Raw genomic sequence first — 14,045 nt, forward strand, 5'->3', positions numbered from 1 at the left:
CATGCACAAAATATACTTGAAGCCATTTGCTACAACATCAAAAGAGCTCCCCAGTTATACCTCAATACATTATTGCAAAATGAAGAAGCCTCTATAAGAGGAGCACTTGTTATGAGATAAGTACTAGAAATCCTCTGTAAAAGCTCATATTTAGAGCTTTTACAGAGGAGAATAATCAAAAAACAAGGCGATTTTTCAAGCTAGACAAGACGAAAATCTGAAAAAAGGTCAGTCAAAAACGTCTAAACTCGAATGTGCAACAGTCTCATATATACCAAAGATAAGTGGCTATGTAGGCAAAACCTATGTAGCCACTTATCTTTGGTAATTAATAGAGTATACGGCGCCCCACACTCAGCACTATTTTGTATCTTTGCTGTGTATTGTACACACTATTAATTAAATATAGATGGAGACAAGGAGATACAAGATATTGGAGCGGGCTACAGGATGGCTCACCTTCCTCATCGCCACAGCAGTCTACCTGGTAACAATGGAGAAGAGTGCTAGCGTATGGGATTGCCCAGAGTTTATCACGACCTTTGCCAAGCTGGAGGTAGGTCACCCACCTGGAGCGCCTTTCTACATGCTGGCATATAATACGCTATCCAACCTATTCCCCTCGGGAGGCTCGTGGATAGCTATTGCTGCTAATGCCATCAGCGCAGTATTCAGTGGGCTGACCATTATGCTCCTTTTCCTCACTACAGCGCACCTCATCAGGCGCGCCGATTGGCTCAAGGGGAGCTGGGTCACTCCTCCCTCCATTAGCAAGACCCAAGCCATCCTTTACCTAGGTGGTGGCATGGTAGCTGCGCTTCTCTACGCCTTTAGCGATACCTTCTGGTACAGCGCAGTAGAGGCAGAGGTCTACTCCATGAGTAGCTTCTTCACTGCACTGGTATTCTACCTCATGCTCAAGTGGGAGGAGAATGCCGATAGACCTACTTCCGATCGGTGGATTATCGTGATTGCTTACCTCATGGGACTAAGTGTGGGTGTGCACCTGCTCAACCTCCTTACCATCCCTGCCATGGCACTCATCTACTATTTCCGCAAAAGTGAACACCCCAATTGGAAAGGCGGTATCATAGCGGTACTCATCTCCTTCGTGATTATTGCGGCACTGATGTTTGGTATCATGCAGGGTGTGCCACAGGTGGCAGGTTACTTCGACCTCTTCTTTGTGAACACCCTAGGGATGAGCTTCAATAGCGGATTGGTATTCTATCTCCTTCTGATGATAGCGCTCTTGGGCTACACCTATTACCTCACACTGCGTCGTCCAGTACAGGATAAGAAGCTGCGTGGCGCATTCCTCGCTTCTATTATTCTCATCGGCATCCCCTTCATCGGAGATGGGTGGCTTATCCCGGTGCTTGTGATAGGAGGGTTGGCAGCGTACCTCTTCAGGGCTAAGCAACTCCCCGTGCATATCATGAGCATTAGCACCATGAGCATGATGCTTTTCCTCTTTGGTATGAGCACCTATGGCGTCACCCTCATCCGTGCCAATAGCGATGTGCCGATGAATCAGAATAACCCTTCGGATGTATTTGCGCTTCGCTATTATCTCTCCAGAGAGCAATACGGCAATACCCCTCGGATATACGGGCAGACTTATGCGTCGCTCCCCGACTACGACAGCAATGGCAAGGCAAAGACGACCAAGACCACAACCTACCGCCGTGAAGGGAATAAGTATGTTGCTAGCGAGAGTGAGGAGATCGTGTACCGCAGCGATATGAAAACCTTCTTCCCCCGTATGTATAGCAATATGCTGCCCCACTACAAGCAGGGCTACGAGCTATGGGGTAATGTGGAAGGCAAGACCATCACTATCAACGAGCGTGGGCAGACACGTACGGTAGTCATCCCTACCTTCATGGAGAACCTCCGCTACTTCTTTAGCTACCAAGTCAATTATATGTACTGGCGCTACTTCCTATGGAACTTCAGTGGACGCCAGAATGACCTCTTAGGACAAGGAGAGATACACAAGGGCAATTGGATTACCGGCATTCCTTTTGTGGATGCTATCTTCCTCGGCCCTCAGGATAATATGCCCGACTTTGTGACCAACAATAAGGGGCACAATCGCTACTTTATGCTCCCTCTCATTCTAGGACTCTTCGGACTTGTTGCCCAACTACTTGGTGGCAGACGTGAGCGAGAGAACTTCTGGATTATCCTCGGGCTATTCTTCATGACGGGTCTTGCCATTGTGCTCTATGTGAACCAACCGCCTTACCAAGTACGAGAGCGCGACTACTCCTATGCTGGGTCGTTCTACGCCTTTGCTATATGGATTGGTATGGCTGTACCTGCCCTCTATGCGATGGTCGTTAAGGGCAAGAAAGAACAACCAGCTATTGCTGGTGCCTTCACCCTCGTGGGGCTTGCGGTAGTGGGTCTCGTGCTTCAGCAAAACTACGATGACCATGACCGCCATGGTCGTAGTCTCGCCTCCGACTTCGGTAATAACTACCTCGAGAGCTGCGAAAAGGATGCCATTATCTTCTGCAACGGAGATAATGATACCTTCCCGCTCTGGTACGCTCAGGAAGTAGAGGGGGTACGCACCGATATCAAGGTAACCAATACTAGCTACCTACAGGCAGACTGGTATATTGACCAGATGAAGCGCCAGCAGTACGATTCTGCACCGCTCCCTATCTCATGGACACCCGAGCAGTATGGTGGCGAGAAACGACTTGTGGCGTATGTTATCCCCAATACCACCGACACTATCCCTATGCGCACGGGGCTCGACTTCATAGCCTCGGACGACCCTAGGTTCAAGACAGTACCACGTATTGCGCAGCCTATCGACTACCTCCCAGCAGAGTATCTATCTATCCCTTATGATGTGGATAAGCTGGTGCAGAATGGCACGCTACAGCAAGGCGACACCACCTTTATCCACAAACCGGAGATGATCTTCGACTTCAGCAAGAAGCAGTACCTCGGTCGCCATGAACTTATCATACTAGATATGATGGAGACGAACCGATTTGAGCGCCCTATGTACTACGCTATCACGGTGGGTGAAGACCAAAGGATTGGGATGAGCAAGAACTTCCGCCAGACCGGTATGGCGTACCAAATCCTACCTATTGAGGTGCGCGGTACAGGCACAGAGGTAGATCTCGAGCGGATGTACCGCAATGTAACCGAGAAGTATCGCTGGGGTGGTGCGGATAAACCTGGCACTTACTTCGATGAAAATAGTCGTAAGCAGGTGGAGACCTACCGCAGTATGATATTTGCTCCGCTCGCTAGGGGGCTTGCGCTAAAGGGCGATCTCGAAAGGGCAAAACAGGTACTCCGACTTTCGGAGCAAGCGATACTGGAGGAGAATATGCCACACTCTGTCACCTCTCTCCCTCTAGTAGAGGCCTATTACCTCACGGGTCTGAAAGAGGAGGCCGATAGGATAGCGAGCATGGTGATTGAGAGCAAACTGAAAGAACTAGACTGGTTCCTCCGCCTCAAGCCAGAGCTACTTATCAATAGCCTCCCAGCTATCCAAGATGGGGTACTGGTGCTCACCGAGACCATGAGACTATGCGAGAGCCAGGATAGTAAGCTCAAAGAGCAGTATGGCGAGAGGATAGCGCAGTACCAGCAGGCGTTTCTCCAGATCTATAAGACCATCCAAGGATAATGATCATAGAGCAGCCCCCTAGGCTATACCGCAGACTCTTCCCTGGCACTGTATGGCGCATCCCTAGTCTCCCTGGGGAGGCGCAACCCTCGGTGTACCTCACATTTGACGATGGTCCTATCCCCGAGGTTACCCCTTGGGTGCTAGACCTCCTCGCCAGCAAAGGAGTACAGGCTACTTTCTTTTGTGTGGGCGAAAATGTATGGCGGTTTAGACCTATTTTCGAGCGCATCCTAGAGGAAGGGCACACCGTAGGCAATCATACCTACCACCACCTTCAAGGTATGCCCAGTAGCACGCATACCTACCTGCGTGATACGCTCCAGGCAGATGCCCTTATCCAATCGCCACTCTTCCGACCGCCACATGGGCACCTCGGGTGGCGACAGCTCTCAGCCCTGCGCGACCACTTCCAAGTAGTGATGTGGGATGTTGTGACTCGGGATTACTCCAAGTGGATGTCGCCGCAAGATGTACTGGGTACCGTAAAGCGCTACACCCGAGACGGCTCTATCGTCGTTTTTCATGACTCACTCAAGAGCGAGCGCAATCTACGCTACGCACTACCGAGAGCCATTGATTATCTGAAGGAGGAGGGCTATCAGTTCAAGACCCTCTCGGGGCGTAGCGAAACGCTCTCAGACCATTCTATCAACGAAGTTATATGAACGCACCTAAGAATAATATCCAAGGGAAAGTGAACCTAGCGGGACGATTGCTCCAGTGGCTAGGTTGGAAGCCTATCACGACTACACACTTTGAACCCCGAAGTGTGGTATGTGTAGCCCCCCACACCTCCAACCTCGACTTCCTCATCGGCTACCTCTACTATAAGTCGCTCGGCACAGGGATTACGCCTCGCTTTCTGATTAAGAAAGAGTGGTTTTTCTTCCCCTTCAATCTAATATTCAAGGCTCTCGGAGGGCTACCTGTAGATAGAAAGTCTGGAGCATCTTCGGTAGAGCAAGCCATAGAGATGCTTCGCAAAGCCGATCAATTGCATATTGCCATCACCCCCGAAGGCACACGCAAAGCACGGGAGCGATGGAAGACAGGCTTCTACCGTATTGCTATGGAAGCAGGGATACCCGTACAGCTTGCCAAGATTGATTACTCCAAGAAGGAGGTCGGAATCTTCCTAACCCTCCCAGCTGATAACCCCAATGTAGATGCCGCAGTACTGGATATCCGGAAGCACTACCATAGTTCGATGGCTAAATTCCCCAAAAACTTCGTAGACCTATGACTAGTCCATCCCTCAGAGTAGCTGCCCTACAGATGGAGCAGCAACACATGGATATAGAAGCGAATGTGGCACATCTATGGGAGCTTATAGAAGGTGCTACCTTCGACCTCCTTGTACTGCCCGAGATGTGGACGACAGGTTTTGTGACCAAGGTAGAGGAGCTTACCGAAGCGTATTTCTGCAAAGCGTACGAAGCAGGGCGAACCGCTATGCACCAAGTGGCGAAGCAGTACAATGCCGCTATCTATGGCTCCCTTATTGAACTACAACCGAGTGGCAAACCCGCCAATACAGGTCTCTTCATCACGCCCGATGGCACAGAGACCCGGTACCTGAAGCGACACCTCTTTGGCTACGGAGGAGAGTCCAAGCTATTTGAGGCAGGCGAGGAGCGGGTGCAAGTCACCTATCGTGGGTGGAATATCCGCTTATCCACTTGCTACGACCTTCGGTTTCCTGTATGGCTCCGCCAAGACCCCTCCCTCGGGGACTACGACCTTTTGCTGCTCTCCGCCAATTGGCCTCGCCCAAGGCACATCGCTTGGGAACGTCTTCTCCGTGCTAGAGCCATAGAGAATCAGTGCTACCTCGTAGCCACAAATAGAGTGGGCACACCGCACCCCAAGCTTCAATACCCAGGCTACTCCTTTATCCTCGACGACCTAGGTGACAGTCTTGCAGAGAGCAAAGAAGCAGTAGAGACCCTCCTCTCCTACAACCTATCCCTAGAAGAGCTTACCAAGAGTCGCTCCCGCTTCCCGCTCCTCCCCGATGCCGACCCCTTCACCCTTTACTAGTATGAGCGAAAATATCAGCTAGATATACCATCCTATCCTTGTATCTGCTTCTTCCCTCCTTGTCACGAATGGCTCCCCTTGCTTGAATTATTCGTGCAAGAACGTACATGAATAGAATAATATGGGTAATTTTGACATAAGAATTTTATGTCAGCCCTTTTGCAATAGTTTATGAGTATTATACAGAAAGATAAAGCCAAGCCTTTTATAAAATGGGTCGGTGGCAAACGACAGCTAATTAACCAGCTAGACAACCTCCTACCTTATGAATTCCGCAAGTGGAAAGAGGTAACATATATCGAACCATTTGTTGGAGGTGGAGCTATGCTCTTTCATATGTTGCAGACCTATCCTAATATTAATAAAGCTGTCATTAATGACATCAATACTGACCTCATCAACTGCTACAACATTGTGCGAGATAATCCTATAGAATTAATAAACAGACTAAGCGCTATAGAGAAAGAGTACCTTCTGATGAATGAGGTTGATAGGAAACAGTATTACCTCCATATTCGTGCAAAATACAACCAGCGAGGTCAGGATAATGTAGATCGCAGTAGCATGTTTATCTTCTTAAATCGCACTTGCTTCAATGGGCTGTATAGGGTCAATAGATCTGGTGAATTTAATGTCCCCTTTGGGCGCTATGTTTCTCCCAAGATATGTGATACTGAGACTATTTTGGCAGATAGCGAACTCCTCCAAAGAGTAACTATCTTAAATGGTGACTTTGAAGCCACAATACAAGAGGCAGAGGGATCTACTTTCTTTTATATGGATCCTCCATATCGACCCATTAGTAATACATCAAGCTTTGTTGATTACACCAAGGACTCATTTAATGATAGTGCACAGATAAGGCTGAAGCAATATTGCGATCTCATTGACAAAAAGGGTTACGCTATTATGCTCAGCAACTCTGATGACCAAAGTGAGGGGGAAGGGAATGGTTTCTTTGACAAGTTATACTGCAATTACGATATCCAACGAGTCCTCGCTACGAGAAGTATAAATGCGAATCCAAGCAAAAGAGGACAGCTCTCTGAAATAGTCATTCGCAATTATGATAATCAACGACACACGATTATACCTAATATCGTCAGTTTTGACAATACAGAATACATCGGCATATCAGAAGAAGAAAGTGCGTATGGAAAAAGATTTTGAACTCTTCATGAGTCAATTACAAAAAACAAATAGAACGCTTGACTTCTATACTAATTTTGGTAATATAGAACGAAAAGTTGATTCTGTCAGACTTAGTCTACACATGTTAAACAGCTTAATAGGCATTAGCAACTTAAAAGAGGGTGTAGAACTAATATGGGAGCGAGACAAAAGTGCTTTTAACGTTCTGAGTATCCTCATTGCGATTAGAGAATCAAGAAAGGAGCGCGTCATCGACAATAATGATAATGTCTTATTTCTTAACGAGTTCTTCTCTAGTCCTGAGAAAGTAATTGAATACCTAGAAACAACAGGATTGGCAGATTTATTCCGCCAAAGCAAAGTCCTTAATCTCGTAGATTATGTATTTGGTGTGGAGGTAGGCTTAGATAGCAATACTCGCAAAAACCGTAGTGGAAAAGTAATGGAGAACCAAATTGACAGTATTTTCACAAAGAATGGCTTAGCTTTTTCCAAAGAAGTACTATCAAACAAATGGGACGGACTCCAAAAAGAACTAGGAACCGATAAGAAGAGATTTGACTACATGATTCAGACCCCGAGAAAAACCTACCTTATAGAAGTAAACTTCTATAGTGGTGGTGGATCCAAACTGAATGAAGTCGCTAGAGCTTATTCTGACTTAGCTCCTAAAATCAACCGCCTAAACGACTTTGAATTTGTCTGGATAACTGATGGCATTGGCTGGCAAAGCGCTCGAAATAAATTGCAAGAAGCTTATTACACAATACCCCATGTATATAATCTCACCTGTATTCAGACCTTCTGCGACCAAGTAAGGCAGGAATTAGAAGAAGATGATACACAGTTATTATAAGTCATCAAACAATGATTTCCTTCTTGCAAAAGGGAATTCTTTCGAACTGCTAACTCAGTTCGACTTTGAGTTCGATATGATTTTTGCCGACCCTCCCTATTTCTTATCCAATGGTGGAATATCCATACAAAGCGGAAAAGTTGTATGTGTAGATAAAGGCGAATGGGATAAGGGCCGAAGTCAAAAAGAGATTGTAAACTTTAATAGGGAGTGGCTTTCTCTCTGTCGGGACAAACTCAAAGATAATGGCACAATTTGGATTAGTGGGACGTATCACAATATCTTTGCTGTTGCCAATTGTCTGGTCGAACTCGGCTATAGGATCCTAAATGTTATTACATGGCAAAAGTCAAATCCACCACCCAACATCTCTCGTAGATTCTTCACCTATTCAACTGAATTCATAATATGGGCAAGAAAGAACGAAAAGGTTCCTCATAAATTCAACTATGAACTAATGAAGGAAATTAACGAAGGGAAGCAAATGACAGATGTGTGGAAGATGCCTGCTATTGGAAAATGGGAGAAGAGTTTTGGCAAACATCCAACTCAGAAACCCCTCAGATTATTGATACGCACCATCCTAGCTTCTACACATCCAGGAGATTGGGTATTAGATCCCTTTAGTGGAAGTAGTACTACAGGAATTGCTGCTAATCTTTGTGATAGACGATTTGCCGGGATAGAGCAAGAAGTAGAGTATTGCGAACTATCAGTAGCTAGAAGGAAAGCCCTTGACAATCCATCGGAAAAGGAGAACCTAAGTCAACACATTGACGACTTGCAAATAGCTAACAGTCAAATTACCACTCCAATGGAGGTTAATGAGTTGCCTTCCTCCTCATATGGGAAGTTTCCATTTGAGTAACTACTAGATTCGAAAGTAAAAATAGCCAAAGAAATATGCGGTGAGAAGTTGATCAATTTCTCATCGCATATTGTTGGTTCAACGATGGAAAAAAGATCCAGCATACCTATGAGGTTATTTCTTTGAGTTATGCTTGATATAGAGGAAGAGAATGATAGTCAAGAAGAACCATGCCGTAAGGATAAGCGCATAGGTAAAGTTGACTTTCACGTCATACAGCACACTCATGAGCGACACTCCTACCACGGAGGTCACCACAGCGTATACACACGCAAACAGCAACTGTTTACATGTCAAATCTCTAAAGAATGACCGTTTGGGTTTTGTTTTTGACGAGTCTTTTGTTGTCGTATTACTATTCATTGCCGAAGTTATTTTCTTTACGTACGCATACACACTTAGATTCCCTAGGACAGCAAAGATAGATATTATTATTGAAAAAAACTAGAGGGGGCTTCCCCGCAATTTGGGTGGAGGGAATAATACTTTTGCACCGATAGTCCTGTAAAAGTCGAGGAGAGAAGATGCGGAAATACGATTAAAAAAAGGGCAAAATTGGGACAGCGAATGGGAGAACGCTACGATTTCATTTGCAGACGATTACGGCATGTGCCTACAACGGGATGGGATAGCGGAGGGACAACGATGGGACACAATATAAGAAGTATAAGAATTAAAGAAAAAAGAACTCCCCCTAACCCCCTCACGGGGGAAAAGTATTTTCCCAAAAACAATAAAGCCAAAGCTCGTCGACTATAGACCATCCGGAGGTCACACAGTCCCCTCCCCCCAGTTGCGCGCCACCCCCTCCCCGAAAAGCATGGTTGCACCAACAGCGACAGGTGAGGGTATTGGCACAAAGGGCTGCATAAGAAGATTGGTTTTAGATATTGGTGCAGCCGAATATAAGGCTACGATACAGGGGCTGAAAAGGTCTCTTATCTTATTCCATTGCTCATGCGTATCTCATACGTAACACTCACGCAAAAATGGTATCTTTGCTCACTTATGAGATTTGAGATAGAACATAGCGACGCACGGTCGTCGGCAAGAGCTGGAGTATTGCACACGCCACATGGTGAGGTGCATACGCCAATATTTATGCCTGTAGGCACGGTAGGCACAGTTAAGGCGGTACACGCCCACGAGCTGAGGGAAGACATCAAGGCGGAGATTATCCTTGGCAATACGTACCACCTCTACCTTCGCCCGGGCACAGAGATTATCAAGGGGGCTGGTGGGATACAGAAGTTCAATAGCTGGAATGGTCCAATGCTCACCGATAGTGGAGGCTTTCAGGTCTTCTCCCTTGCGCATCGCCGCAAGATTACTGAGGAGGGAGCGGAGTTTCAGAGCCATATTGATGGCTCTAGGCACCTCTTCACCCCTGAGCGCGTTATGGATATCCAGAGAGAGATAGGGGCGGATATTATCATGGCGTTTGACGAATGCCCTCCAGGAGACTGCGACAGACAGTATGCGAGGACGTCGCTCGACCTCACGATGCGTTGGCTCAAGCGGTGCCAGAACCGCCTTGCAGAGACCGAGCCACTCTATGGCTATCCACAGAGCCTATTCCCTATCGTGCAAGGCGCAGGCTTTGCAGACCTCAGGCGAGAGGCTGCAGAGAGGGTAGCCGAACTAGGGGCGGACGGCAATGCCATCGGCGGACTCAGTGTTGGCGAACCTCCCGAAGTCATGTATGAGATGATAGAGGTGGTCAATGAGGTATTACCCAAAGACAAGCCTAGGTACCTAATGGGCGTGGGCACTCCTGCCAATATCCTTGAGGGGATAGAGAGAGGGGTAGACATGTTCGACTGCATCATGCCCACCCGCAACGGTCGTAATGGTCAGCTCTTTACTTGGCAGGGCACAATGAATATGCGCAACGAGAAGTGGAAAGACGATCATACACCACTTGACCCCGAGGGCACAAGTTTTGTAGATCATGCCTATACCAAGGCGTATCTCCGGCACCTCATCCGCTCAGAAGAGATTCTGGGACTACAGATAGCGAGTATCCACAACCTCGCCTTTTACCTTGAGCTCGTTCGCCAAGCTAGGCAACACATCATAGCTGGCGACTATACCGAGTGGAAGGCGGGCGTACTACCACAGCTACAGCAGAGACGATAAGAGGTTATGAGGCTCAGGGACAAGATTTACCATAAGCTAGGCATTACGAGGATAGACAAGTACATCATCAAGCGCTTCCTCAGCACGTTTGTATTCTCCTTATTGCTTATTCTCCTGATTATCGTAGTCATTGATATCCAGGAGAAGATGGAGGAGTTTATGAATCCAGCTCTCCCCCTCAGCCGTATCCTCGAGTACTATGTGGCTCTAGTTCCTTACTTTGCCAACCTCCTAGCACCGCTCTTTATCTTCATTGCGGTGGTCTTCTTCACGAGTAAGCTAGCAGCACGCTCCGAGATTATTGCCATGCAAGCAGCGGGGATGAGCTTCAAACGCATCCTACGCCCCTATATGATTTCGGCAGCTATCATTGCCGTTATTGCCTTTGTATTCAGCGGATGGATTATCCCTAGGCTTAACGTGACGAGGATTAGCTTCACCAATACCTACGTGCAGAATCAAAAGGTAGAGGTCGACGAGAACATACAAGCTGCCGTAGCTCCTGGCGAGATTGTCTACTTTAGTACTTTCGACTCCAGAGAGAATATGGGGTACAACTTCTCGCTACAGAAGTTTGTGGATAATACGCTCGTGAGCCAACTCACTGCGCCACGCATCAGTTACGATAGTCTGCACCACTGGACAGTCTATGACTATCAGATTCGCACCTTTGAGGGACTCAAAGAGCACAACGAATACGGTGCACAGCTCGATACGCTCCTTATCCTCACCCCTGCCGATCTCCTTATCTCAAGAGAAGATGGCGAACAGCTAACCAATACAGAACTCTCCACCTACATAGCACAGCAAAAGAATCGTGGTGTGGGCAATATACAGGCGTTTCAGGTAGAGTATTATAGACGATATGCCTCCATAATGGCAGCATTCATTCTCACCATCATTGGCGTCTCACTCTCAGCACGAAAGGTCAAAGGTGGACTAGGCTTCAATATGGCGATAGGTCTATTTCTCGCCTTTGCCTATATCCTACTCTTTACCATCTCGAGTGCTTATGCCATTAGTGGCGCCCTCACACCTCTGGTAGCGGCTTGGCTCCCCAACCTCATCTACACCCCTATCGCCTTTGCCCTTTACCTCAAGGCTCCGAGATAAAGATGGACTACTATCTCTATCTCAATGTGCTGATGCCTCTACCTCTGTCGCAGCCAGTATATACCTACCGGCTCGAGGTAGAAGATCTGGGGGTCCCTCAGCTCGTAGGCAAGCTCGTGACCGTGCCTTTTGGTCCGAAGAAGAGCTACACCGGCGTAGTACTAGGGCAAAGTAGAGAAGCCCCAGAGCCTGGGCGGCGCCTAAAAGAGGTTATCAAGGTACTCCCTTATCCCCCTATCCCCTCAGCCATTCTCGAGCTTTGGCAATGGGCTGCACAGTACTACATGTGTAGCCTAGGGGATATTTTGGTGGCAGCTGTACAGATAGGCTTTCGCCCCGATGGCACCCAAGAGGAGCGCACCACTAAGGCAGCATTAACCCTAAAAGGTTGGCTCCCCTCCAAGAAGTTCGTTAGCGAAGAGCGCTTCCAAGCACATCTCCTCAGTAGCCAAAGAGGGAGCACGGCAGTGACTAGAGCACTCCACTTCATACTCACCCACTACAAGGAGGGAGACAGGGCACCGATGAGCATCAAGGAAATCGGTGAGTGGCTAGAGGTCTCAGCCTCTGTCGTAGGCAAGCTCCGCAAGATAGGAGCACTTGAGGAGCGTGAACTCCTTGCCACCGAGGTGCGAGAGGATGCTCTACTCCCCACCAAAAGAGCTGGCGACACGCTATCGCCTCTAGTACGGGTGGGCGGGAATAATATTTTACTTCTACACGCCCCTGGAAGCCATACAGAGGCACGCATCCCTATCGATTACCTACAGAGGGTGCTGACAAAGGGCGGACAGGCACTCCTACTCCTCCCAGATATTGTTGCGCTTAAAGCGGTATTACCTAAGTTGAAACTCTACTTCGGTGATAGGCTATTTGCCTACTCCTCTTCCTCCAGCGAGAAGGAGCGTCGCTCCTCTTGGCTCTCGGCTCTACAGGGAGAGAGCGGACTATACATAGGGCTAAGAGCCGCAGTATGGCTGCCTTTGGCACAGCTGAAAACCGTTGTAGTGGTAGATGAGGAAGACATTGGCTACCGACAGTTTGAGCCTGCACCCCGCTTTACCGCTACCCATGTGGCACTGATGCTGGCGCACTTCACACATACCCAGACCTTGCTCATCTCCTCCACCCCCTCGGTAGAGAGCTATACCCAAGCACTACAGAAGCGCTATAGCTTTGTGGAAACGCCAAATAGCTCTAGGGAGATACGGCTACAGACAGTGTGGATGTCTAAAGCATTTGAGGAGAATAGGGTTCAGGCACGAATGCTCTCTTTCGAACTGATGGGTGCCATCCGCGAGGCCATAGAGGAGCAAGGATTAGCACTCCTCCTCTATCAGCGCAAAGGCTTTGCCCGTAGGGCTACTTGCCCCAAGTGCGAAGCAGTCCCAAAGTGCCCCCAATGCCATACCACGCTAAGGTATATGGAGCAATCCAAGATGCTGGTGTGTGGGGTCTGCGGTCACTACCAACCTCTGCCTACCCACTGTCCTGAGTGCGGTGCGAGTGGGATGCAGCTCGAGGGCACTGGGATCGAACGCCTAAGGAGAGCGATGGAGGAGTTCTACCCAGGCATAGTGATAAAGCTTGAGGAGGAGATAGATAGACGGTCTCGCCTTCCACAGATAGTCCTATCCTCTAGGTTCGAGCCGCCACTAGCTCTCCTACAGGAGGCAACTACAGTGGGAATTGTACAGCTCGATCTCCTAGGCACGCTCCCCGACTACAGAGCCAATGAGCATACCTATCGCTTCCTCACTAAGTGTCGCGACGAAGCCCTCAAGCTCCAACGTATGGTCATTCAGCACTTCGCCGAAGAGCCCAATGCACTCACCGCCTTTGTGCGTGGCAATTACCAAGAAATGCTCGACCACGAACTCGAGGAGCGACACCTGGTGCAGTTCCCTCCCTTCTCGCGCCACATCGATGTCTATTTCGAGAGCGCTGCACAAGCCGAAGCCTTCGCCCTCGCAGGGAGAGCCATAGAGCTACTTCGGCAGGTATTACCTCAGGCAACCATCTTTGGTCCAGCCCCTATGCCTTTGCACAAAAAGCAAACCTCTGTAGGCTATAAGGTAACACTCTTTGTCCTGCTCACGCTCCCCTCCTCGAGCGTGCGCCAACTCCTGCACGCTACACTCGACCCTCTACTCGCAGAGTATAGAGGGCCTAAGATGTATATGTATTACGATGTAGATCCATTATAA

The 14,045-nt window shown here is 48.3% G+C and carries 11 protein-coding genes; 10 read left to right on the plus strand and 1 reads right to left on the minus strand.

Annotated features, from left to right (window positions below; all coding sequences use genetic code 11):
• The first annotated feature begins 409 nt into the window (after nucleotides 1–409).
• From A3GG_RS0103670 to A3GG_RS0103700, 7 genes are all read left to right on the plus strand, one after another.
• Nucleotides 410–3,667, plus strand: coding sequence for a protein O-mannosyl-transferase family (locus A3GG_RS0103670; RefSeq protein ID WP_018357966.1), 3,258 nt, complete (start codon nucleotides 410–412; stop codon nucleotides 3,665–3,667).
• Nucleotides 3,667–4,335 (plus strand): polysaccharide deacetylase family protein, encoded by a 669-nt coding sequence (locus A3GG_RS11765; RefSeq protein ID WP_018357967.1) that lies wholly within the window; start codon nucleotides 3,667–3,669, stop codon nucleotides 4,333–4,335. The genes A3GG_RS0103670 and A3GG_RS11765 overlap by 1 nt, the downstream gene beginning before the upstream one ends.
• Nucleotides 4,332–4,913, plus strand: a complete 582-nt coding sequence (locus A3GG_RS0103680) for a 1-acyl-sn-glycerol-3-phosphate acyltransferase (protein WP_018357968.1) — start codon at nucleotides 4,332–4,334, stop codon at nucleotides 4,911–4,913. The genes A3GG_RS11765 and A3GG_RS0103680 overlap by 4 nt, the downstream gene beginning before the upstream one ends.
• Complete coding sequence (locus A3GG_RS0103685; RefSeq protein ID WP_026215598.1) at nucleotides 4,910–5,710, plus strand: nitrilase-related carbon-nitrogen hydrolase; 801 nt, start codon at nucleotides 4,910–4,912, stop codon at nucleotides 5,708–5,710. The genes A3GG_RS0103680 and A3GG_RS0103685 overlap by 4 nt, the downstream gene beginning before the upstream one ends.
• A gap of 171 nt (nucleotides 5,711–5,881) precedes the next feature.
• The gene (locus tag A3GG_RS0103690; RefSeq protein WP_018357970.1) at nucleotides 5,882–6,880 is read left to right on the plus strand and encodes a DNA adenine methylase; all 999 of its coding nucleotides are present in this window, start codon (nucleotides 5,882–5,884) and stop codon (nucleotides 6,878–6,880) included.
• Nucleotides 6,864–7,718, plus strand: coding sequence for a type II restriction endonuclease (locus A3GG_RS11770; RefSeq protein WP_018357971.1), 855 nt, complete (start codon nucleotides 6,864–6,866; stop codon nucleotides 7,716–7,718). Before A3GG_RS0103690 ends, A3GG_RS11770 begins: the two co-directional genes overlap by 17 nt.
• Complete coding sequence (locus A3GG_RS0103700; RefSeq protein ID WP_018357972.1) at nucleotides 7,699–8,586, plus strand: DNA-methyltransferase; 888 nt, start codon at nucleotides 7,699–7,701, stop codon at nucleotides 8,584–8,586. The genes A3GG_RS11770 and A3GG_RS0103700 overlap by 20 nt, the downstream gene beginning before the upstream one ends.
• Nucleotides 8,587–8,700: 114 nt before the next feature.
• Here the strand turns inward: A3GG_RS0103700 and A3GG_RS13335 are convergent, their stop codons facing one another.
• Complete coding sequence (locus A3GG_RS13335) at nucleotides 8,701–8,883, minus strand: hypothetical protein (RefSeq protein WP_156808664.1); 183 nt, start codon at nucleotides 8,881–8,883, stop codon at nucleotides 8,701–8,703.
• A 711-nt stretch (nucleotides 8,884–9,594) separates the two neighbouring features.
• Here A3GG_RS13335 and tgt point away from each other — a divergent pair.
• Genes tgt through A3GG_RS0103725 form a run of 3 tightly spaced genes read left to right on the plus strand, consistent with a single transcriptional unit; the run spans nucleotide 9,595 to nucleotide 14,045 of the window.
• Entirely contained in the window at nucleotides 9,595–10,725 is a 1,131-nt protein-coding gene (gene tgt / locus A3GG_RS0103715; protein ID WP_026215599.1) for a tRNA guanosine(34) transglycosylase Tgt, read from the plus strand.
• A gap of 6 nt (nucleotides 10,726–10,731) precedes the next feature.
• Complete coding sequence (locus A3GG_RS0103720; protein ID WP_018357976.1) at nucleotides 10,732–11,838, plus strand: LptF/LptG family permease; 1,107 nt, start codon at nucleotides 10,732–10,734, stop codon at nucleotides 11,836–11,838.
• A 2-nt stretch (nucleotides 11,839–11,840) separates the two neighbouring features.
• A complete protein-coding gene (locus A3GG_RS0103725) occupies nucleotides 11,841–14,045 on the plus strand; it encodes a primosomal protein N' family DNA-binding protein (RefSeq protein WP_018357977.1) in 2,205 nt (734 codons plus the stop codon).

The sequence above is a fragment of the Porphyromonas levii DSM 23370 genome (genome assembly GCF_000379925.1).
Taxonomy (GTDB): domain Bacteria; phylum Bacteroidota; class Bacteroidia; order Bacteroidales; family Porphyromonadaceae; genus Porphyromonas_A; species Porphyromonas_A levii.